General features: G+C 63.0%; 19 protein-coding genes. 12 read left to right on the top strand and 7 right to left on the bottom strand.

The genetic code is table 11. The features are described 5' to 3' along the window. Nucleotides 1–27 precede the first annotated feature (27 nt). From bglX to ACMCNM_RS04870, 5 genes are all read left to right on the top strand, one after another. A complete protein-coding gene (gene bglX, locus ACMCNM_RS04890; RefSeq protein WP_186677626.1) occupies nt 28–2,319 on the top strand; it encodes a beta-glucosidase BglX in 2,292 nt (763 codons plus the stop codon). A gap of 128 nt (nt 2,320–2,447) precedes the next feature. Then, nucleotides 2,448–4,205, top strand: coding sequence for a sensor histidine kinase (locus tag ACMCNM_RS04885; RefSeq protein ID WP_412764024.1), 1,758 nt, complete (start codon nt 2,448–2,450; stop codon nt 4,203–4,205). Next, nucleotides 4,199–5,524, top strand: a complete 1,326-nt coding sequence (locus ACMCNM_RS04880; RefSeq protein WP_085273592.1) for a sigma-54-dependent transcriptional regulator — start codon at nt 4,199–4,201, stop codon at nt 5,522–5,524. The genes ACMCNM_RS04885 and ACMCNM_RS04880 overlap by 7 nt, the downstream gene beginning before the upstream one ends. A gap of 281 nt (nt 5,525–5,805) precedes the next feature. Beyond that, nucleotides 5,806–7,125: an MFS transporter gene (locus tag ACMCNM_RS04875; protein ID WP_085273593.1), complete on the top strand. Its 1,320-nt coding sequence runs from the start codon at nt 5,806–5,808 to the stop codon at nt 7,123–7,125. Between the two features lie 111 nt (nt 7,126–7,236). Next, nucleotides 7,237–8,280, top strand: a complete 1,044-nt coding sequence (locus ACMCNM_RS04870; protein WP_412764023.1) for a DUF4172 domain-containing protein — start codon at nt 7,237–7,239, stop codon at nt 8,278–8,280. Here ACMCNM_RS04870 and ACMCNM_RS04865 read toward each other — a convergent pair. Further along, nucleotides 8,259–9,011, bottom strand: a complete 753-nt coding sequence (locus ACMCNM_RS04865) for a membrane protein (RefSeq protein ID WP_027594112.1) — start codon at nt 9,009–9,011, stop codon at nt 8,259–8,261. The genes ACMCNM_RS04870 and ACMCNM_RS04865 overlap by 22 nt on opposite strands. A 68-nt stretch (nt 9,012–9,079) precedes the next feature. On the opposite strand from ACMCNM_RS04865, the gene ACMCNM_RS04860 reads away from it, so the two are divergent. From ACMCNM_RS04860 to ACMCNM_RS04850, 3 genes are all read left to right on the top strand, one after another. After that, nucleotides 9,080–9,259 carry a hypothetical protein gene (locus ACMCNM_RS04860; protein WP_412764022.1) on the top strand — a complete coding sequence of 60 codons (180 nt, stop codon included), beginning with the start codon at nt 9,080–9,082 and terminating at the stop codon, nt 9,257–9,259. Nucleotides 9,260–9,350: 91 nt separating this feature from the next. Further along, entirely contained in the window at nt 9,351–9,677 is a 327-nt protein-coding gene (locus tag ACMCNM_RS04855; protein WP_099455190.1) for a hypothetical protein, read from the top strand. Nucleotides 9,678–9,794: 117 nt separating this feature from the next. Continuing rightward, nucleotides 9,795–10,406, top strand: a complete 612-nt coding sequence (locus ACMCNM_RS04850; RefSeq protein WP_027594110.1) for a flavin reductase family protein — start codon at nt 9,795–9,797, stop codon at nt 10,404–10,406. Here ACMCNM_RS04850 and ACMCNM_RS04845 read toward each other — a convergent pair whose 3' ends face one another. Then, nucleotides 10,407–10,640 (bottom strand): hypothetical protein, encoded by a 234-nt coding sequence (locus ACMCNM_RS04845; RefSeq protein WP_027594109.1) that lies wholly within the window; start codon nt 10,638–10,640, stop codon nt 10,407–10,409. Between the two features lie 56 nt (nt 10,641–10,696). Further along, entirely contained in the window at nt 10,697–10,990 is a 294-nt protein-coding gene (locus tag ACMCNM_RS04840; protein ID WP_027594108.1) for a putative quinol monooxygenase, read from the bottom strand. A gap of 199 nt (nt 10,991–11,189) precedes the next feature. Between ACMCNM_RS04840 and ACMCNM_RS04835 the strand changes: the two genes are divergently transcribed. Beyond that, on the top strand, nt 11,190–12,110 hold the full coding sequence (locus ACMCNM_RS04835; RefSeq protein ID WP_027594107.1) for an AraC family transcriptional regulator: 921 nt from the start codon (nt 11,190–11,192) through the stop codon (nt 12,108–12,110). 19 nt (nt 12,111–12,129) lie between these two features. On the opposite strand, the gene ACMCNM_RS04830 is transcribed toward ACMCNM_RS04835, so the two are convergent. Beyond that, on the bottom strand, nt 12,130–13,767 hold the full coding sequence (locus ACMCNM_RS04830; protein WP_412764021.1) for a 5-guanidino-2-oxopentanoate decarboxylase: 1,638 nt from the start codon (nt 13,765–13,767) through the stop codon (nt 12,130–12,132). A gap of 114 nt (nt 13,768–13,881) precedes the next feature. Between ACMCNM_RS04830 and ACMCNM_RS04825 the strand changes: the two genes are divergently transcribed. Next, a complete protein-coding gene (locus tag ACMCNM_RS04825; RefSeq protein ID WP_412764020.1) occupies nt 13,882–14,754 on the top strand; it encodes a LysR substrate-binding domain-containing protein in 873 nt (290 codons plus the stop codon). On the opposite strand, the gene ACMCNM_RS04820 is transcribed toward ACMCNM_RS04825, so the two are convergent. After that, the gene (locus ACMCNM_RS04820; protein WP_027594104.1) at nt 14,748–15,362 is read right to left on the bottom strand and encodes an NAD(P)-dependent oxidoreductase; all 615 of its coding nucleotides are present in this window, start codon (nt 15,360–15,362) and stop codon (nt 14,748–14,750) included. The two genes, ACMCNM_RS04825 and ACMCNM_RS04820, sit on opposite strands and share 7 nt — an antisense overlap. A 27-nt stretch (nt 15,363–15,389) precedes the next feature. Next, a complete protein-coding gene (locus ACMCNM_RS04815; RefSeq protein ID WP_412764019.1) occupies nt 15,390–16,265 on the bottom strand; it encodes an MBL fold metallo-hydrolase in 876 nt (291 codons plus the stop codon). A gap of 104 nt (nt 16,266–16,369) precedes the next feature. Here ACMCNM_RS04815 and ACMCNM_RS04810 point away from each other — a divergent pair, with 104 nt between their 5' ends. Further along, on the top strand, nt 16,370–17,275 hold the full coding sequence (locus tag ACMCNM_RS04810) for a LysR family transcriptional regulator (protein WP_186702527.1): 906 nt from the start codon (nt 16,370–16,372) through the stop codon (nt 17,273–17,275). Between the two features lie 118 nt (nt 17,276–17,393). Then, complete coding sequence (locus tag ACMCNM_RS04805) at nt 17,394–17,567, top strand: hypothetical protein (RefSeq protein WP_172960383.1); 174 nt, start codon at nt 17,394–17,396, stop codon at nt 17,565–17,567. 18 nt (nt 17,568–17,585) lie between these two features. On the opposite strand, the gene ACMCNM_RS04800 is transcribed toward ACMCNM_RS04805, so the two are convergent. Continuing rightward, nucleotides 17,586–18,455: an isocitrate lyase/PEP mutase family protein gene (locus ACMCNM_RS04800; RefSeq protein WP_027594101.1), complete on the bottom strand. Its 870-nt coding sequence runs from the start codon at nt 18,453–18,455 to the stop codon at nt 17,586–17,588. Nucleotides 18,456–18,794: the final 339 nt, after the last annotated feature.

Genomic DNA, 18,794 nt, shown 5'->3' with positions numbered 1-18,794 from the left:
TACGGCAGAGGCCCCACAACGGAATTGATGATGAAACTGTCTTTGCTGGGCCTGGCCATGGGCCTTGTCAGTCAGGCGGCCCTCGCCGCCCCTACCGCTCCGCCCCTGCAGGACAAGCAGGCGTTCATCGATCACCTGATCAGCCAGATGACCGAGGCCGAAAAAATCGGCCAGCTGCGCCTGATCAGCATCGGCCCGGAGATGACCCACGAGCAAATCCGCGAAGAAATCGCCGCAGGCCGCATCGGTGGCACCTTCAACTCGCGCACCGCGCCCGAGAACCGGCCGATGCAGGACGCCGCCATGCGCAGCCGCCTGAAGATTCCGATGTTCTTCGCCTACGACACCATTCACGGCGAGCGCACCATTTTCCCGATCGGCCTGGGCATGGCCGCGACCTGGGACATGGACGCGATTGCCAAGGTCGGCCGCACTGCCGCCATCGAGGCCGCTGCCGACGCCCTGGACATGACCTTCGCGCCGATGGTCGACATCGCCCGCGACCCGCGCTGGGGCCGCACCAGTGAGGGCTTTGGTGAAGACACCTACCTGACCTCGCGAATCGGCCAGGTGATGGTCCGCTCGTTCCAAGGCAGCAGCCCGGCCAACCCCGACAGCATCATGGCCATCGTCAAGCACTTTGCCCTGTATGGCGCGGTGGAGGGCGGCCGCGACTACAACACGGTCGATATGAGCCTGACGAAAATGTACAACGACTACCTGCCGCCCTACCGCGCCGCGCTCGATGCCGGTGCTGGCGGGGTCATGGTGGCGTTGAACTCGATCAACGGCGTGCCGGCCACCTCCAACACCTGGTTGATGAACGACCTGCTGCGCAAGGAGTGGGGCTTCAAAGGTGTGACCATCAGTGACCACGGCGCCATCCAGGAACTGATCCGCCACGGGGTTGCCCGTGACGGCCGTGAAGCGGCCAAACTGGCGATCAAGGCCGGTATCGACATGAGCATGAACGACACCCTGTATGGCGAAGAGCTGCCAGGGCTGCTCAAGGACGGTGAAGTGACCCAGGGCGAACTGGACCAGGCGGTGCGCGAAGTGCTTGGCGCCAAGTACGACATGGGCCTGTTCAAAGACCCGTACGTGCGGATCGGCAAAGCCGAAACCGACCTCAAGGACTACTACGGCAACGACCGCCTGCACCGCGATGCCGCGCGTGACGTGGCCCGCCGCAGCCTGGTCCTGCTGGAAAACCGCAACCAGACCCTGCCACTGAAGAAGGCCGGCACCATTGCCCTGGTCGGCCCATTGGCCGATGCGCCCATCGACATGATGGGCAGCTGGGCGGCCGACGGCAAACCGGTGCATTCGGTGACCGTTCGCGAAGGCCTGCGCCGCGCCGTGGAAGGCAAGGCCAAGCTGGTCTACGCCAAGGGTTCCAACGTCACCGGCGACAAGGCGATGTTCGACTACCTGAACTTCCTCAACTTCGACGCCCCGGAAATCGTCAACGACCTGCGCCCTGCCGCGGTATTGATCGATGAAGCGGTCAAGGCCGCGCAGCAGTCCGACGTGGTGGTCGCGGTGGTCGGCGAGTCGCGTGGCATGTCTCACGAGTCGTCGAGCCGTACCACCCTGGAAATTCCGGCCAGCCAGCGCGAACTGATCAAGGCCCTGAAAGCCACCGGCAAGCCGCTGGTACTGGTGCTGATGAATGGCCGCCCGCTGTCGATCGCCTGGGAACGCGAGCAGGCCGACGCCCTGCTGGAAACCTGGTTCAGCGGCACCGAAGGCGGCAATGCCATCGCTGACGTGCTGTTCGGCGACTACAACCCGTCCGGCAAGCTGGCCATCACCTTCCCGCGTTCGGTCGGGCAGATTCCGATGTACTACAACCACACGCGTATTGGCCGGCCGTTCACACCCGGCAAGCCCGGCAACTACACCTCGCAGTACTTCGAAGAGCCCAACGGGCCGCTGTATCCGTTTGGTTATGGCTTGAGCTACAGCAGCTTCGAATTGTCGGGCCTGGCCCTGTCGAGCAAGGACCTCAAGCGTGGCGGTACGCTGGAGGCCAAGGTCACGGTGAAGAACACCGGCAAGCGTGACGGCGAGACCGTGGTGCAGCTGTATCTGCAGGATGTCTCGGCCTCCATGAGCCGCCCGGTCAAAGAGCTGAAGAACTTCCAGAAACTGATGCTCAAGGCGGGCGAGTCGCGAACCTTGACCTTCAGCATCAGTGAGGAAGACCTGAAGTTCTACAATGGCCAACTGCAGCGGGTTGCCGAGCCTGGCGAGTTCAATGTCCAGGTAGGGCTGGATTCCGAGGCGGTGCAGCAGAAGAGTTTCGAGTTGTTGTAAGCGGTTGAACGCCGGTACTGGCCCTATCGCCGGCAAGCCGGCTCCCACAGGGGCTTTGCAATACCTGTGGGAGCTGGCTTGCCAGCGATAGGGCCGGCACTGAATTCCTCATCTTTCGGATCCGCCCCATGCCGTTTTCCTTTCGCGCCCTGCGTCTGGGGCTGATCGTCCTGTTCATCCTGCTCGGCACCGCGCTCAGCGCCGGCTGGGCCATGCACCAGGCCAAGCGCCAGGCCATGGCAGACGACGCCCAGCGCGCCAGCCAGCAACTGGGCCTGTACGCCAACGCCCTGCATACCCTGATCGAACGCTACCGCGCCCTGCCCGCCGTGCTGGCACTCGACCCGGAACTGATCGCAGCCCTGCGCGGCCCGGTCAACGAGCCGGTACAAGACGCCCTGAACCGCAAGCTCGAACGCATCAACGGTGCCGCCAACTCGTCTACCCTCGAACTGCTCGACCGCACCGGGCTGGCCATCGCGGCCAGTAACTGGCGGCTGCCGAGTAGCTACGTGGGCTCCAATTACGGCTTTCGCCCCTATTTCAAACAGACCCGCAGCCAAGGCAGCGGCCGCTTCTACGCGGTGGGTGTGACCAGTGGCGTGCCAGGCTACTTCCTGGCCAGCGCGGTGAATGATGAGCATGGCCGCTTCCTCGGTGCCATGGTGGTCAAGCTCGAATTCCCCGAGCTGGAACGTGAATGGCGCCAGGGCAACGATATCCTGCTGGTCAGCGATGCCCGTGGCATTACCTTCATCGCCAACCAGGACGGCTGGCGCTACCGCGAGCTGCAGCCGCTGAGCGGCGCTGACCGTGCAGAACTGGCTGAAACCCGCCAGTACGACAAACAACCCCTGGTGCCCCTGCAGCATCAGGTACTGACCCGTTTTGCCGACAATAGCCACCTGGCCCGCGTGCAAGGGCCGGAGGGCGTCGCCGAATACCTGTGGGAACGCCTGCCGCTGCAAGGTGAAGACTGGACCTTGCACCTGTTGCGCAAACCGCAGGTCGCCGCCGACGGCCGCAACGCCGCCCTTGGCGCTGCGGCCGTGTGGCTGAGCCTGGTCTTCGCGGCGCTGTTCGTCAGCCAGCGCCTGCGCCTGGCGCGCTTGCGCCAGCGCAGCCGCGAAGCACTCAAGCGCCAGGTCGAAGAACGCACCCGTGAACTGCGCACCGCGCAGGAAGGCCTGGTGCAATCGGCCAAGCTGGCTGCACTCGGGCAGATGTCGGCGGCAATGGCCCACGAGATCAACCAGCCACTGACCACCCAGCGCATGCAGTTGGAAACCCTGCGCCTGCTACTCGACCATGGCCGCTACGACGAAGCGCGCAAGGCCCTTGAACCCCTGGAACAGATGCTCACGCGCATGGCCGCGCTCACCAGCCACCTCAAGACCTTTGCCCGCAACAGCCCGGTCGGGCTGCGCGAACGCCTGGACCTGGCCGGCGTGGTCGACCAGGCCCTGCACCTGCTGGATACCCGTATTCGCAGCGAGGGCGTCGAGGTCGCGCTGTACCTGGCACGCCCAGCCTGGGTGCGCGGGGACGCCATCCGCCTGGAGCAAGTGCTGATCAACCTGCTGCGCAATGCCCTCGACGCCATGGCCGACAAGCGCTACAAACGCCTGGAGATCCGCATCGAGCTGGATCACGACCAATGGCGGCTGAGCGTGCTCGATTCAGGAGGCGGTATTGCCGAAGAACACCTGGCCAAGGTCTTCGACCCCTTCTTCACCACTAAACCCGTGGGCGAAGGGCTGGGCCTTGGCCTGGCCATTTCCTATGGCATCGTCCACGAAGCCGGCGGCCAACTGCAGGCCGAGAACCTGCCAGGCGGCGCCCGCCTGAGCCTTACCCTGCCCCGTGACGTGGAGCCTGTATGTTGAATTCAGTGATCGTCGTCGATGATGAAGCCAGTATCCGCACGGCGGTCGAGCAATGGCTGAGCCTGTCCGGCTTCAGCGTGCAACTGTTCGCCCGGGCCGAGGATTGCCTGGCGCAATTGCCACAGCATTTTGCCGGCGTGATCATCAGCGATGTACGCATGCCGGGCATGGATGGCCTGCAACTGCTCGAGCGCTTGCAGGCAGAGGACCCCGACCTGCCGGTGATCCTGCTGACTGGCCATGGCGATGTGCCGATGGCGGTGGACGCCATGCGCAAGGGTGCCTACGACTTCCTCGAAAAACCCTTCACACCGCAGCACCTGCTGGGCAGCCTGCGTCGCGCCCTGGAAAAGCGCCAGCTGGTGCTGGAAAACCGCCGGCTGCACGAGCAGGCCGACCTCAAGTCACGCCTCGAAAACACCTTGCTGGGCATGTCCCAGGGCCTGCAACAGCTGCGCCGGCAGGTGCTGGAGCTGGCCGGCCTGCCGGTCAATGTGCTGATCCGCGGCGAAACCGGCAGTGGCAAGGAGCGCGTGGCCCGCTGCCTGCACGACTTCGGCCCGCGTGCGGGCAAACCCTTCGTGGCCCTCAACTGCGCGGCAATCCCTGAATCACTGTTCGAAGCCGAGCTGTTTGGCCATGAGAGCGGCGCCTTCACCGGCGCCCAGGGCAAGCGGATCGGCAAGCTTGAGTATGCCAACGGGGGCACGGTGTTTCTTGACGAGATCGAGAGCATGCCCCTGGCCCAGCAGGCAAAACTGCTACGGGTGATCCAGGAACAGAAGCTCGAACGCCTGGGCGCCAACCAGAGCATCAGCGTCGACTTGCGCATCATCGCCGCGACCAAACCGGACCTGCTGGAAGAAGCCCGCGCAGGGCGCTTTCGCGAAGACCTAGCCTATCGCTTGAACGTTGCCGAGCTGCGCTTGGCCCCCTTGCGAGAGCGACGAGAGGACATTCCCTTGCTGTTCGAGCACTTTGCCCGTGCTGGCGCTGAAAAACTGGGCAGAACAGCGCCGCCGCTCAGCGGTAGCCAGTTGGCGCAGCTGCTCTCCCACGACTGGCCGGGCAACGTGCGCGAGTTGGCCAACGCGGCGGAGCGGCATGCGCTGGGGCTGGGTTCGCCGAACATAGAAGTGGCACCGGCCGGGCAGTCGCTGGGCGAGCAGATGGAGGCGTTTGAAGCGCAGTGCTTGCGAGCGGCGTTGCGTCAGAGCAAAGGGGAGATCAAGGGGGTGATGGAGGCTTTGCAGCTGCCGCGGCGTACGCTGAACGAGAAAATGCAGCGGCACGGGTTGGTGCGCGAAGACTTCCTGTAATAGGCGAATTTCTGCTTACCATCCGCGTTGGATGAGCGGAAATCCGCTCATCCATGACGCCAACGCTTTACCTGCAAGGGGCTGCCTTGCAGCCTTTCGCGGGCAAGCCCGCGCCCACCAAGCCCGCATGCGCAGTGGGCTTGGTGCAGGCGGGCTTGCCTGCGAACGGGGTGCAGCGCCCTCAAATGAATCACCTCGCACCCATTTGGCACACCTTCTGCAATCACCGTGGTAAGCAGCGCTCCGGCGCGCTCCACAAAAACAACGAGAAGGTATCCCTGATGGATAACGCCACCTCCCTGCCAACCGGGGCGGCCGTCGCGCCGGCCGCAGAAAAAACCACCGCCAGCCGCCTGAAGTCGATCTTCAGCGGGTCCATCGGCAACATGGTCGAATGGTACGACTGGTACGTCTACGCCGCATTCTCGCTGTACTTCGCCAAAGCCTTCTTCCCCGCTGGCGACACCACCGCACAACTGCTCAACACCGCCGCGATCTTCGCCGTGGGCTTCCTCATGCGCCCAATCGGTGGCTGGCTGATGGGCCTGTATGCCGACCGCAAAGGCCGCAAGGCCGCGCTGATGGCCTCGGTCCTGCTGATGTGCGGGGGCTCGCTGCTCATCGCCCTGACGCCCGGCTATGAAACCATCGGCGTCGCCGCGCCGATCCTGCTGGTCTTCGCACGCTTGCTGCAGGGCCTGTCGGTGGGCGGTGAATACGGCACCTCGGCCACCTACCTCAGCGAGATGGCCAGCAAGGAGCGCCGTGGGTTCTTCTCTAGCTTCCAGTACGTGACCCTGATTTCTGGCCAGCTCATTGCCCTGGCGGTGCTGATCATCCTGCAACAGACCCTCACCACCGAGCAGCTGTATGCCTGGGGCTGGCGTGTTCCCTTCGTGATCGGCGCGCTGTGCGCGGTGGTTGCGCTGTACCTGCGTCGCGGCATGGAAGAGACCGCCTCCTTCACCAAGAAGGAAAAGTCCAAAGAAAGCCTGATGCGCACCCTGATGCGTCATCCAAAAGAGCTGATGACCGTGGTCGGCCTGACCATGGGCGGCACTCTGGCCTTCTACACCTACACCACCTACATGCAAAAGTACCTGGTCAACACCGTGGGCATGAGCATCAGCGACTCGACCACCATCTCGGCCGCCACGCTGTTCCTGTTCATGTGCCTGCAGCCGGTGATCGGCGGCCTGTCCGACAAGATCGGCCGGCGCCCGATCCTGATCGCCTTCGGTGTACTCGGCACGCTGTTCACTGTGCCGATCCTGAGCACCTTGCACACCGTGCAAACCTGGTGGGGCGCGTTCTTCCTGATCATGGCGGCGCTGATCATCGTCAGTGGCTACACCTCGATCAACGCAGTGGTCAAAGCCGAACTGTTCCCGACTGAAATCCGCGCCCTGGGCGTTGGCCTGCCATACGCCCTGACCGTGTCCATCTTCGGCGGCACCGCCGAATACGTCGCCCTGTGGTTCAAGAGCAATGGCATGGAAACCGGCTTCTACTGGTACGTCACCGGCTGCATCGCCTGCTCGCTGCTGGTGTACGCGACCATGAAAGACACCAAGCATCATTCGCGCATCACCACCGACTGATACTGATCCCGCAGATATGAAAAAGGGGCGCTCCGTTGCACGGGGCGCCCCTTTTTTATGGCGTGAGCCGATTAACGGCCCTATTCGGCTCACCGATAAGTTGGAGCGATCATGAACAGCCCACTATGGATATGGCAGCAATCCGACTGGCCCCATTTCCAGTGGCAAAGCGACGCCCTTGCCCCATTGCTACGCAGTTGCGTCGAGATGCAAGGACGCCTTGAACAGCTGAACGTGGGTTCGGTGCCCTCGTCCCTCGCTCGACGGCTGGGCATCCATGAGCAAGGCGCGACTACTGCGCGGAGTGAAGGGCTGGCTGAATTGATGCTGGATGCGACACGCGGGTACGACCAACCGCTGACCTTGCAGCGCCTGCTCACCTGGAATCACTGGTTGTTCCCAGCGGCGGAAGATGGCCTGAGCAAAGCAGTTCTGGTGGGTCAACTGCGTGACGAGACAACCCTGCAGGTGATCTCCGGTCGCCTCGACAAGCCCACGGTGCACTTTCAGGCACCGCCCCGTGATGGCCTTGAAGAGCAGGTTGCAGCTTTTCTCGATTGGTTTGCCAGCAGCCGCCATGCCACTCACCTAGACCCCCTTCTACGCGCAGGTGTCGCCCATTTCTGGTTCATCACCTTGCACCCGTTCGACGATGGCAATGGCCGCCTGACCCGCGCCATCACCGACTTGGCGCTGGCCCAGGCCGAGCAGCAGGCAATCCGCTTCTACGCCATGTCCGCCAGCATCCTGGAAGACCGGGCTGGCTACTACCAGATACAGGAGAGCAGCCAGAAGGACGGCCTCGACATTACCCGGTGGCTGACCTGGTTCCTTGAAACCCTGCTGCGCAGCCTCGAGCAGGCGTTGCTGAACATCGACTGGATACTCACCAAAGCCAGGTTCTGGCATGTGCATCGGGCGGACGGCCTTTTACCCGAACAGGTCAAGGTGCTCAACCGGCTGCTCGACGGGGGCCCACGCGGCTTCGAAGAAGGTATCAATGCTGCGCAGTACCAGGCCGTTGCGAAAGTCTCCAAGGCCACTGCAACCCGCCACCTCACCGACCTGCTCGACAAGGCTTGCCTGGCCCGTCTGCCGGGCGGGGGCCGCAGTACCCGTTATCGCATCAATACTCAGGACATCTCCAGCACCTGACGCGGCTCGCGCCGTTGGTAATAGGTCGCCATCAGCACCAGTACCAGCAGCACACCGGCCAGCACTGCCGATGAGCCGACCGTGCCGAAGTCCAGCCCACCCTTCTCGTGTGGCTTGGTCAGGACGTCGCCCAGGGTGGCGCCGAACGGGCGGGTCAGGACGAACGCGACCCAGAACAGCACAACGCCAGGGATGCGTGTCCAGTAACGCGCCACAACCACCAGCGCGATGGCACTGCCCACCAGCAAGGCACCACCGGCAAAGCCAAGCCCCGAATCATCTGCCAGGTAATCGCCCAAGGCGGTGCCCAAGGTGTTCGAGAACAGAATCGCCACCCAATAGAACAACTCGCCCGCGCGGTTCTTGATACGGGTGACGTCCAAGGGGTTACCACTCAGGCGCCACACCAGGAAGGTCAGCAGCAAGATGCCGATCAGAATCGACGAGCCTGCGGCGTAGCCCAAGCCCAGCGTGCGGTCCATGAAGTCGGACATGGTGGTGCCGGCCGTACTGGTGGAAAGAATCACCAGCCAATAGAGCATCGGGTGGTAGCGCCGTGAGTAGAGCTGGCCGAGCAGGGTCAGCAGAAACACGCTGATCAACATCAGCGAGCTCAGCGCGTAGCCGATATTCAGAGTCATCGACAGCAAATCGCCCGCCGTCTCGCCCAGGGTCGTTGCGCAGATCTTCATGACCCAGAAGGCCAAGGTGATTTGCGGGAGTTTATTCATTGTTTGCCGCTCCGGTTTTAAGTGCGGCGATGGTGCTGAGCAAAGCCTGAAAAATCGGTTTATGGCGTATGAAAAAAGCGTTCATTACCGCCTGCAGGCTTATTTTCGTCCTTAACGCCGCATTAATTCGACGTCGTCATCCTGCAATGGCTGGCGAAACGCTGATCCATACCCTGCAACGTTCCCCTCAGCCCACTGGCGGGCTCATCGCTGACGCGGGCAAACACATCGATAAAATAGATAATTAGACGCTATTTTTTGCGCTTTTTTATCAATTTTATCGGCGTAGGATTAAACCCATAGAAACAAACAACCACTCCCACCCCTGGAGCAACGACCATGAAAAACAAACTGATCCTCACCCTGGCCCTCTCGGTAATCGCCACTGGCGCCTTCGCCGAAGACGGCTTCGACCGCACCAGCGCCCACACTTTCGCAGCGGTGCAGAGCCAATCCGCCGCGTACGCTGAAGACGGTTTCGACCGCACAGGCGGCCAACGCTTCGCTGAAGATGGTTACGACCGCACCGGCGCCCAGCGCTTCGCCGAAGACGGCTACGACCGCACTGGCGCTCAACGTTTTGCAGAAGATGGCTTCGACCGCACCGGCGGCCAACGTTTTGCCGAAGACGGCTTTGACCGCACCAACGCCCACCGCATCAGCTAACCCCTGATGCGTGCAACCAGCCCGGCTTCGGCCGGGCTTGATCATTTCCAGCCGGGCAAAGGCTTGGCACACTAGCGCCTCGTCCCCCAAGAGGTAGGGCCAGCAAGCCCAGCACCGATGTATTACTACGAACCCGCCAAAGGCCACGGCCTGCCCCACGACCCCTTCAACGCCATCGTCGGCCCCCGCCCAATCGGCTGGATCTCGTCCCACGACCGCGAAGGCCGCCTGAACCTGGCGCCCTACAGCTTCTTCAACGCCTTCAACTACATCCCACCGATCATCGGTTTCTGCAGCGTCGGGCGCAAAGACAGCCTGAACAACATCGAGCAGACCGGCGAGTTCGTCTGGAATCTGGCGACCCGGCCGTTGGCCGAGGCGATGAACCAGAGCTGCGCGGCGGTAGCGGCAGACGTCAATGAATTCGAACTCAGCGGTTTGACAGCAGCGCCGTCACGCGTCGTCAAAGTGCCACGGGTGGGCGAAACCCCGGTGGCGTTCGAGTGCAAGGTGAGCCAGATCGTCCAGCTGAAACGAGCAGACCAGGAGTCGGTGCCCAGCTGGCTGATCCTCGGCGAAGTGGTGGCGGTGCACATTGCCGAGCACCTGCTGAAAAACGGTATCTACGACACCGCCGCCGCCGAACCGATCCTGCGTGGCGGCGGCCCGGCGGACTATTTCGAACTGGGCAACCTGTTCAAGATGGCCAGGCCGCAAGTAGGCAACTGATCACCAGATCAGCTCGCCCTCTTCAGTGACGCCCTGCAGGCGTTCCAGCTCGGCGCAGGCGGCCTCATCGGCCGCCATGGCGCCCTTGAACACCTGGCCGTCCAGTACCTTGTGAAAGCGCGGCGCCCCGCCCATGCCCAGCGCCTTCACCGCGATGGCGGCGTTGTAGCCACCACCCTCCACCGGGACCATCGCCGAAACGGCTTCGAACTGCGGGAATTCTCTACGTGCCATGCTGCGCTCTGGGTAGTTGATCGAAGGGCGACATTTTAACCTGTGCCCATCAGCAATCAATCGAAGGTATGCAGGTCCAGGCTGCTGACCACTTGCGCCTGCACCAGCTCACCGAATACCTCCAGGGTTGGCGAAGCGAAGTAGCCGCTCATCGCCTGCTGATCACGCCAACTGCCGCTGAGCAGCCAAAGGTCGGCGTCGGCCTGCGAGCGCTGGACCGTGAAGCTCAGGCACCCCGGTGTGCGCAACGAGGGTTCGAGCAGATCGCGCAGGCGCGCGCCCAGCTCGGCCGAACGACCGCTGCTGGCACGGATGAAAGCCAAGTGGGTGACCGGTTGTCGTAGGGTCATTGCACGATCTCCTTGAGCAGGCGGACGAAAAACCAGGCTGCCAAGGTTAGAGGCAGGCCCGCGCGACGCGTTAGGCTATTACTGCCGGGCGATTGCCTGATCCTGCACCGCGGCAGGATCAGGCAATCGCCGTGCAGCTTTCGACTAGCGCCCGCCATTGCCCAAACCTATGCTGCGTCAGTCAGTAGAGGAAGCCACCATGACCACCCCCACGTCCATCGAACCGACCCTGGAAGTGCAACGCCAGGAGCTGGCCGAGCTGATCCGCCGGCATGCCGGCGACCCACCCGGTAGCGCCTCGGCCATCGACGACCTGTACCTGGTCAGCTATCGGGAGAGTGTCCGCTCGGTGCCCACCTTGGCGCAGCCGGCCTTGTGCGTCCTTGCCCATGGCAGCAAGAGCCTGTTCCTGGGTGACGAACAGTACGTCTACGACCCGCTGCACTACATGGTGGTGTCGGTAACCTTGCCACTGAGCGGCGTGAAGCTTGATGCCAGCCCGGAAAACCCAAGCCTGGGCCTGCGGCTGGACTTGGACCCGGCCGAGATCAGCCAGCTGATTGCCGAAAGCGGGCCGATGTTGGTGCCCAGCCTGCCTTCCGGCCGTGGCTTGTATGTGGAGAAGACCGATGCCGCGTTGCTGGATGCGCTGCTGCGCCTGATCCGCCTGCTGGATTCGCCGCGGGACATTGCCATGCTGGCGCCGCTGATCCGCCGCGAAATCCTTTACCGCCTGCTGCGTGGGCCGCAGGGTTATCGGCTGTATGAAATCGCCTTGGCCAACAGCCAGACCCATCGGGTATGCCAGGCCATCACCTGGCTCAACCAGAACTTCCAGCAGCCGTTGCGCATCGAGGACCTGGCCCGTGAGGTCAACCTTAGCACCTCGACCTTGCACCATCGGTTCAAGGCCGTGACGTCGATGAGCCCGCTGCAGTACCAGAAGCAATTGCGCCTGCAGGAGGCCCGGCGGCTGATGCTCAATGACGGGCTTGAGGCAGCGGTGGCGGGCTATCGCGTGGGGTATGAAAGCCCTTCGCAATTCAGCCGCGAGTACAGCCGGCTGTATGGCGCACCACCGATCCGCGATGTGGCGCGGTTGCGCGCCACAGCGGGGTAAGGGTTACCGGCAGTTTCAGTTAACCTGCAACGGCCGCCTGCCACTGATTCTGATCAACCTGAATCAACGTCGGCCCTTTGCGCTCCACCGCACGCCCCAGTGCCGCCTGCAACTGCGCGACATCACTCACATCCTCCGCGTCAGCGCCCAACGCCCGGGCCACGCCGATGAAGTCAGGGGTATGGATATCCACCCCGACCGGCTCGATGGCGCGGTTGACCATGTACTTCTTGATTTCTTCGTAACCCTGGTTGTTCCACAGCAGCACGATCAGTGGCACCTGCGCCTCGACTGCACTGGCCAGCTCCGGCAGGGTGAACTGCATGCCACCATCGCCAATCAGGCAAACCGACGGCGCGCGCTCGGCGATCTGCGCGGCGCTGCCCAGCCAAGCGCCCATCGCCGCCGGCAGTGCATAGCCCAAGGTGCCGTAGCCGGTCGAGGCATTGAACCAGCGGCGAGGCTCATCCATGTCCAGCGTGAGGTTGCCGGAGTACACCGGCTGGGTCGAATCCCCGACCAGAATGGCGTTGGGCAGTGTCTGGAGGATACTGGTCAGCAGGCGGGTCTGGCTCAGGGTCGGCTGGTCCCAGCCGTCCGCCAGCGATTGGCGCAGCTGCGTGACGCGTGCTGGCCCCCAGGTACTTTCACGCGCCGGCAGCGGCTGCTGTTGCAAGGCAACGCACAGTGCCTCGGCGGCCAGGTCGGCGTCGGCGACCAGCGCCAGCTCAGGCAGATAGTTGCGCACCGTCTGGTCCGGGTCGATGTCGATCCGCAGCAAGCTGCCCGGGATCTCGAAGCCGCCCTTGAAGGTCACGTCATAGTCGGTTTCGGCCAGCTCGGTACCGATGGCCAACACCACATCCGCTTCGGCCACCAGCGCACGGGTAGCCGGCAGCGACTGAGTCGAGCCGATTTGCAAAGGATGATTGGAGGCCAGCAAGCCCTTGGCGTTGATGGTCAATGCCACCGGTGCCTGAAGCTGCTCTGCCAAGCGTGCCAGCGAAGCGCCAGCGTTCAATGCACCGCCGCCGGCCAGGATCAACGGGCGCTTCGCCTGGGCCAGGCGCTCGGCCATCTGCGCCACGGCCTGCGGCGCGGCACCTGCCCGGCTGCTGCGGACCGGGCGGGCCGGCAACAGGTGATCGGCCGGCTCGACCAGTACGTCCAGCGGAATCTCGATATGCACCGGGCGCGGTCGAGCACCGTCGAACACGGCAAAGGCCCGGGCCAGTACCTGGGGCAGGTCGTCTGCGCTCATCAGGGTTTGGGAGAAGGCTGCCACACCCGACACCAGTGCAGATTGGTTGGGCAGTTCGTGCAGCTTGCCGCGGCCGCCGCCCAGCTGATCGCGCGATTGCACGCTGGAAATCACCAGCATCGGGATCGAATCGGCATAGGCTTGGCCCATGGCGGTGGTGATATTGGTCATCCCTGGGCCGGTGATGATGAAGCACACACCGGGTTTGCCGCGCGTGCGTGCGTAGCCGTCGGCCATGAAGCCGGCACCTTGCTCGTGGCGCGGGGTGATATGACGAATGGAGGACGTTGCCAAGCCGCGATAGAGCTCAACGGTATGCACGCCTGGAATGCCGAAGACATGGTCCACACCATAGCCTTCAAGGAGTTTGACCAGTACTTCGCCGCAGGTTGCCATGTGTGTTTACCTTGAGTCTTGTTGAAAACTGCGCTTATTGGACCCAAGGCAGCGCTATCGCCACAATGCAAAAAAACACATACTAGCCATGTCTTCAAATCATGGCTCAGTGCAATGAAACGCCTTCCTCCCCTGCCCGCCCTGCACACCTTTCTGGTGACTGCCCAGCACTGCAATTTCACCCGAGCGGGGCAGCAGTTGCACATCACCCAAGGTGCCGTGAGCCGGCAGATCGCCGCACTTGAAGCGCACCTCGGTTACGCCCTGTTCCAGCGCCAGGCCCGTGGCCTGAGCCTGACCCGTGAAGGCCAGGACTGGCTGCCCAGGGTGCAACAGGTGTTTGCCCTGATCGAACAAGGCGTGCGGGAAGTCGGCGGGCATAGCGCCACATTGCAACTCAAGGCGCCAACCTGCGTGATGCGCTGGCTGCTGCCGCGCCTGATGGAATGGCAGGCGCTGCGCCCAGACGTGCCAGTAGAGCTGACTACCACGGTGCAGCATGGGGTGGATTTTGCCCGCGAAGGCTTTGATGCGGCGGTGGTGTATGGCAGCGCGCCGAACCAGGGCTTGCAGGTGCGCAAGCTGTTCGACGAGCAACTGACGCCAGTGTGCGCCCCTTCGCTGCTGCAAGGCCCGTTGCCGTTGGCCAACATCGACGACCTGATGCGCCACATGCTCCTGCACCCCTCGCGTGACGAGCATGACTGGCGTTTATGGCTGCAGGCGGCCGGGGCCACGTTCGATGTACAGGGGCCAAAGCAGCATTTCGAAACGCTGGACATGGCGATGGCCATGGCATCCCAGGGCACCGGAGTGGCCATCGGCGACTGGTCGCTGATCGGCGATGACCTGCACAGCAAGCGGCTGTGCATGCCGTTTGCCCTGAAGGTGACGACCGGAAAAGGCTATTACCTGGTCAGCCAGGCCAGGCAACAGCCAGCCGGGCTGGTCGAGTTGCTGGACTGGCTGCAGGCAGTGGCTCAATAACCGACGGTGAACCGCGCCCGCGAATGCGCGGGTTTCTCCAGCTCATCGAGCATGGCAATCGCGTAGTCGGCAAAGGTTATCCAGCTCTTGCCATCGGCACCGATCAGCAGATGATCCTTGCCTAGCGTGTAGTGCCCGCTGCGTTCGCCTTCGACAAACTCCGCCGACGGCGACAGGAAGGTCCAGTCCAGGTTCGGCTCTTGGCGCAGTACCTCAAGAAAACGCACACCCGCGCTCGCTTCGGCCTTGTAGGCCTCGGGGAAGTCCGGGCTGTCGATCACCCGGTGCCCCGAAGGCAACAGCAGGCTACCCGCCCCGCCCACCACCAGCAGGCGCTTGACGCCGGCACGCTTGACCGGCTCGATGATCGCGTGCGCTTCGATCGTCGAGAAATGCGCAGCGCTCAACACCGCGTCCACACCGGCGACAGCCGCTTGCAGCGCTGCGCTGTCCTTGGCATCGAGTGCCTTGACGGTCACCCCCTCACGTCCCTGCAGCTGCGACGGGTCGCGGGCAATGGCCACCACACTGTGGCCACGGCGCAGGGCTTCTTCCAGCAACTGGCTGCCGGCACGGCCGGTGGCGCCAATGATTGCGATCTTGCTCATGGGAAACACTCCATCAGTTGAACGGAATTACCACTTCATCTCACCCTTGGCGACTTTGGCGCCGAGCTCCAGCGAGCTCTCGTCGGCCAGGTCCGGGTAGCGTTTTTTCATCGCAGCCACCAACGCAGCGGCGTCTTTTGCCTTGGCGGTTTCGGCATCGAATGCCTGAATGTAGTCTGCCGTGAAGCGCACGGCGGCGAGCGAACGGCTGCTTTGGCCGAGATAATGGCCGGGGATCACGGTGCGCGGTGCCAGCTGCTCGATCCGTTTGAGCGTGCCCAGCCAGTCGGCATGCGACGTGGCCGACTGGGTATCGGCCATCCACACATGGATGTGTTCCGAAACCACCACCCCACCGACCACCGCCTTGATCGACGGAATCCAGACAAAGCTGCGATCAGGCTGTGGGCCGTCCAGGCCGACCACGTCGAGCGCCTGGCCCTCCAGGGTCAGGTGATGGCCTTCGAGCACCTCAGGCACGACCAGGCGGGCCGGTTTATCCGCGCCCATTTGCGGGCCCCAGTAGGCCAGCTTCGCGTCCATGGTCTGGCGAATATGCGCGACGGTAGCCGCAGAGGCGACGACCTTGGCCTGGGGGAAAGCCTGGGTCAGTGTGTCGAGGCCGAAGTAGTAGTCCGGGTCGCCATGGCTGATGTAGATGGTTGTCAGCCGCTTGCCTCCGGCACGCAGGCGCTCGACCACCTGTTCGGCCTGGGCCTTGCCGAACTGGGCATCGACCAGCACGGCGTCCTTTTCGCCACTGACAATCACCGAACTGACCGGGAAAATCGCCTCGTGGCCAGGGTTGTAGACGTCCAACTGCAAAGGTTCGGCAGCCAGCGCCTGGCCGGTCAGCGCAACACAGGCCAGCATCAGGCCACGCAAGGGAGTGAATAGCGACATCGCAACGGTCCGTCTTGAAGAAGAATGCTCAACAGCTTAGTTGCCCGATCCATAACAAAAAATGCGATGCTCAAACATAGTTTGTTTCTAAAATCGGGCAAATCATGGACCGTCTCAACGCGATGCGCGTTTTTGTCACTGTCATCGACCTGGGCAGCCAATCGGCGGCAGCGGACCACCTGCAACTGTCCAGGCCGGTGGTTTCACGCTACCTGGCGGAACTGGAGGATTGGGTCGGTGCGCGGCTGATGCAGCGCACCACGCGCAAGTTGAGCCTGACCGCCGCCGGCCAGGAAACACTGCCACGCTGCCGCCAACTGCTGGAACTCGCCGGTGACCTGCAGGTGGCCGTGCGCCAACCGGACGACGCCCCACGCGGCGCGCTGCGCATCAGCGTCAGTACGTCATTCGGGCAGGCTCAACTGGTGGATGCCGTGGCCGCATATGTACGGCGCTACCCCGGGGTGAAGGTCGAGCTGCAGATGCTCGATCGCACGGTCAACCTGGTGGACGAGCGCATCGACCTGGCCATCCGCACCAGCAACGACCTGGACCCGAACCTGATCGCCCGGCGTCTGACCGTGTGCCGTTCGGTGGTGTGCGCGGCACCGGCCTACCTGCGTGAGCACGGCACGCCGCAGCGGATCGAGGAATTGAGCGGGCACAACTGCCTGACCCATGCCTACTTCGGCCATCACCTCTGGCATTTCGAGGTGCAGGGCCAAGCCGTTGCCGTCCCGGTCGAGGGCAACATCAGTGCGAATGAGGCGATGACCCTGCAAAAGGCGGCACTGGCCGGTGCCGGCATCGCCATGTTGCCGACCTACCAGGCTGCCGCCGCCCTGCGCACGGGCGAACTGGTGCGCCTGCTGCCCGAAGCACGGCCACGCGAACTCAACCTGAATGCGGTCTATACCTCGCGCAAGCACATGCCGGCGACCTTGCGCAGCATGCTGGATTTTCTCGCGCAGCGGTTCAAGGACGAGCCGGAATGGGATCAGGACGTGTAGGAGCAGCCTTGTGCTGCGAAAGGGCCTGCGCCGCAATGGGCCTCTTCGCAGCACAAGGTTGCGCCTACTGGCCTACGCTTAGAGGTATCACCTGGCGTTGTAACAGGAGGTGAGTACCATGGGCATCAAAACAAGAAGGTTCGCGCTGGTCATGGCGCTGTTTGCCATCGCCGGGCTGTACGGGTCGGCTTGCTGGCGGGTCGAACTGCTGCGCAACCAACCCAGCTCGGCCGCCCATTGTCAGCACGAACACTGCGTGCCACAAAGCGCCACCTTGAGCGCCGTGCGTTGAGCGACGGCGCCCTGCCGGTCACTCCTCGACGCTCATGTACTCCTTGGCCCAGCGGATGTAATCCTCGGGTTGGGTGTAGGTGTGCGAGAGTTCGGTGGCGCTGAGGTTCTCGGACTTGTTCTGCTGGCCGCGCTGCAGGCGCAGGCAGTCATAAGTAGCCTTTATGGCGGCGAAGTACGCGGCGTGGCCATCGACCACGATGCGCACGCCCAGGCGCGCCAGGCGCTCGTCATCGCGCAGGTTGGGGTTGGCGTAGGTCACCAGCATCAAGGGCACGGTCAGGTGCTCGGCGATTTGCTCGAGCTGCTCGAAATCCTTCACCCCGACCATGCAGATACCGTCGGCCCCGGCCTTCTGGTAGCTCTGGGTACGCACGATGATTTCTTCGGTGGTCAGTACACCGGCGTTGGTGCGGGCGATGATAGACAGCGACGAATCGACCCGTGCTTCAAGCGCAGCGCGAATCTTGCCGACGCCTTCCTCAACCGGAATCAAGTCGGTGGACTTGCGCCCGAACTGGGCCGGCAGCAGGGTATCTTCGATGGTCAGCGCCGCCACACCGGCACGCTCCAGTTCAATGACCGTGCGCATGACATTCAACGCGTTACCGTAGCCGTGGTCGGCATCGGCGAGCACCGGCAGTTGCGCCACACGGCCAATGCGCGTGGCCTGCTCGACGAACTCGCTCAAGGTGATCAGGGCAAAATCCGGCGCAGCCAGTACCTGCAGCGAAGCCACCGAACCGCCAAGAATGCCGACTTCAAAGCCCAGGTCGGCGGCAATGCGCGCCGACATCGGGTCGAACACCGACGCTGTGTGGTAGCAGGAACCTGAAGCGAGCAGCTCGCGGAAGGCAAAACGCAAATCTTGGTGGGAAGCCCTGGGCATGATCACTCCGCAATAACGTGAAATTGAACGGTTGCTACCGACCCCTGAATCGGGTCTACCTGACCTGTTCCAACCGTCGCCATCTGGGCGGTCATGCTCGACATGCAGGCAGAGGAATAAAAGGTGTGGGATACAGCGGCACGAAAACCCTGCGGCAAATAGCTGCACCAAGCTGGTGCAGGCCACGGATTACAGCCCCTGCGGTCTAGCCACGATATCACGCAGCCATGCCTCACTGGATGAATGCGCCAATGCCGATCTTGCATAGGGGATGCAGATAGTACATAGGAAGCTACCTAAGTCAGGTTACAATTCATCGGCCTCAAGCCCATTGCCAAG

The sequence above is a fragment of the Pseudomonas sp. NGC7 genome, assembly GCF_047159675.1.
Classification (GTDB): domain Bacteria; phylum Pseudomonadota; class Gammaproteobacteria; order Pseudomonadales; family Pseudomonadaceae; genus Aquipseudomonas; species Aquipseudomonas kermanshahensis.
This window is presented reverse-complemented; position numbering and strand designations above follow the sequence as displayed.

What these genes read in the sequence shown, in the direction of transcription:
- ACMCNM_RS04825 (WP_412764020.1), top strand. Translation starts at nt 13,882, where the DNA reads ATGAAACGCCTTCCTCCCCTGCCCGCCCTGCACACCTTTCTGGTGACT.
- ACMCNM_RS04840 (WP_027594108.1), bottom strand. Translation starts at nt 10,990, where the DNA reads ATGACCCTACGACAACCGGTCACCCACTTGGCTTTCATCCGTGCCAGC.
- ACMCNM_RS04855 (WP_099455190.1), top strand. Translation starts at nt 9,351, where the DNA reads ATGAAAAACAAACTGATCCTCACCCTGGCCCTCTCGGTAATCGCCACT.
- ACMCNM_RS04885 (WP_412764024.1), top strand. Translation starts at nt 2,448, where the DNA reads ATGCCGTTTTCCTTTCGCGCCCTGCGTCTGGGGCTGATCGTCCTGTTC.
- ACMCNM_RS04865 (WP_027594112.1), bottom strand. Translation starts at nt 9,011, where the DNA reads ATGAATAAACTCCCGCAAATCACCTTGGCCTTCTGGGTCATGAAGATC.
- ACMCNM_RS04870 (WP_412764023.1), top strand. Translation starts at nt 7,237, where the DNA reads ATGAACAGCCCACTATGGATATGGCAGCAATCCGACTGGCCCCATTTC.
- ACMCNM_RS04830 (WP_412764021.1), bottom strand. Translation starts at nt 13,767, where the DNA reads ATGGCAACCTGCGGCGAAGTACTGGTCAAACTCCTTGAAGGCTATGGT.
- ACMCNM_RS04850 (WP_027594110.1), top strand. Translation starts at nt 9,795, where the DNA reads ATGTATTACTACGAACCCGCCAAAGGCCACGGCCTGCCCCACGACCCC.
- ACMCNM_RS04820 (WP_027594104.1), bottom strand. Translation starts at nt 15,362, where the DNA reads ATGAGCAAGATCGCAATCATTGGCGCCACCGGCCGTGCCGGCAGCCAG.
- ACMCNM_RS04860 (WP_412764022.1), top strand. Translation starts at nt 9,080, where the DNA reads ATGAAAAAAGCGTTCATTACCGCCTGCAGGCTTATTTTCGTCCTTAAC.
- bglX (WP_186677626.1), top strand. Translation starts at nt 28, where the DNA reads ATGATGAAACTGTCTTTGCTGGGCCTGGCCATGGGCCTTGTCAGTCAG.
- ACMCNM_RS04805 (WP_172960383.1), top strand. Translation starts at nt 17,394, where the DNA reads ATGGGCATCAAAACAAGAAGGTTCGCGCTGGTCATGGCGCTGTTTGCC.
- ACMCNM_RS04880 (WP_085273592.1), top strand. Translation starts at nt 4,199, where the DNA reads ATGTTGAATTCAGTGATCGTCGTCGATGATGAAGCCAGTATCCGCACG.
- ACMCNM_RS04810 (WP_186702527.1), top strand. Translation starts at nt 16,370, where the DNA reads ATGGACCGTCTCAACGCGATGCGCGTTTTTGTCACTGTCATCGACCTG.
- ACMCNM_RS04800 (WP_027594101.1), bottom strand. Translation starts at nt 18,455, where the DNA reads ATGCCCAGGGCTTCCCACCAAGATTTGCGTTTTGCCTTCCGCGAGCTG.
- ACMCNM_RS04835 (WP_027594107.1), top strand. Translation starts at nt 11,190, where the DNA reads ATGACCACCCCCACGTCCATCGAACCGACCCTGGAAGTGCAACGCCAG.
- ACMCNM_RS04815 (WP_412764019.1), bottom strand. Translation starts at nt 16,265, where the DNA reads ATGTCGCTATTCACTCCCTTGCGTGGCCTGATGCTGGCCTGTGTTGCG.
- ACMCNM_RS04845 (WP_027594109.1), bottom strand. Translation starts at nt 10,640, where the DNA reads ATGGCACGTAGAGAATTCCCGCAGTTCGAAGCCGTTTCGGCGATGGTC.
- ACMCNM_RS04875 (WP_085273593.1), top strand. Translation starts at nt 5,806, where the DNA reads ATGGATAACGCCACCTCCCTGCCAACCGGGGCGGCCGTCGCGCCGGCC.